Source organism: Mesorhizobium sp. M2E.F.Ca.ET.209.01.1.1, assembly GCF_004010375.2.
GTDB lineage: Bacteria > Pseudomonadota > Alphaproteobacteria > Rhizobiales > Rhizobiaceae > Mesorhizobium.
On sequence record NZ_SADP02001283.1, the window covers coordinates 1 to 284 of the forward strand.

A 284-nucleotide genomic window follows, 5' to 3' on the forward strand; every position below is an offset into this window, starting at 1 on the left:
AATGCGACGCTGACCGGACGGCTCGCCGAGGCGGCCGCGACGCGCACCGCCGGGCGCTTCATCTACCTCTCCTCGATCCGCGCCGTCGTTGGGCCGGGTTTCAGCGGCACCATCGACGAGGCAACGCCCCCTGCCCCGCAATGCGCATACGGGCGCTCCAAGCGCGAGGGCGAGATCGAGATGCTGAAGGCTTTCGCAGCGGCCGGACGCGACAGCGCGACGGCGCTGCGGCTGCCGCCGGTCTATGGCGAAGGCATGAAAGGAAATCTGCGCGGGCTGATGCG

1 protein-coding gene is annotated in these 284 nt (G+C 70.1%); it reads left to right on the forward strand.

The genetic code is table 11. The annotated features are described in order from the left end of the window. The coding region (locus EN852_RS40075; RefSeq protein ID WP_135879995.1) for an NAD-dependent epimerase/dehydratase family protein at positions 1–284 on the forward strand (284 nt) is incomplete at both ends.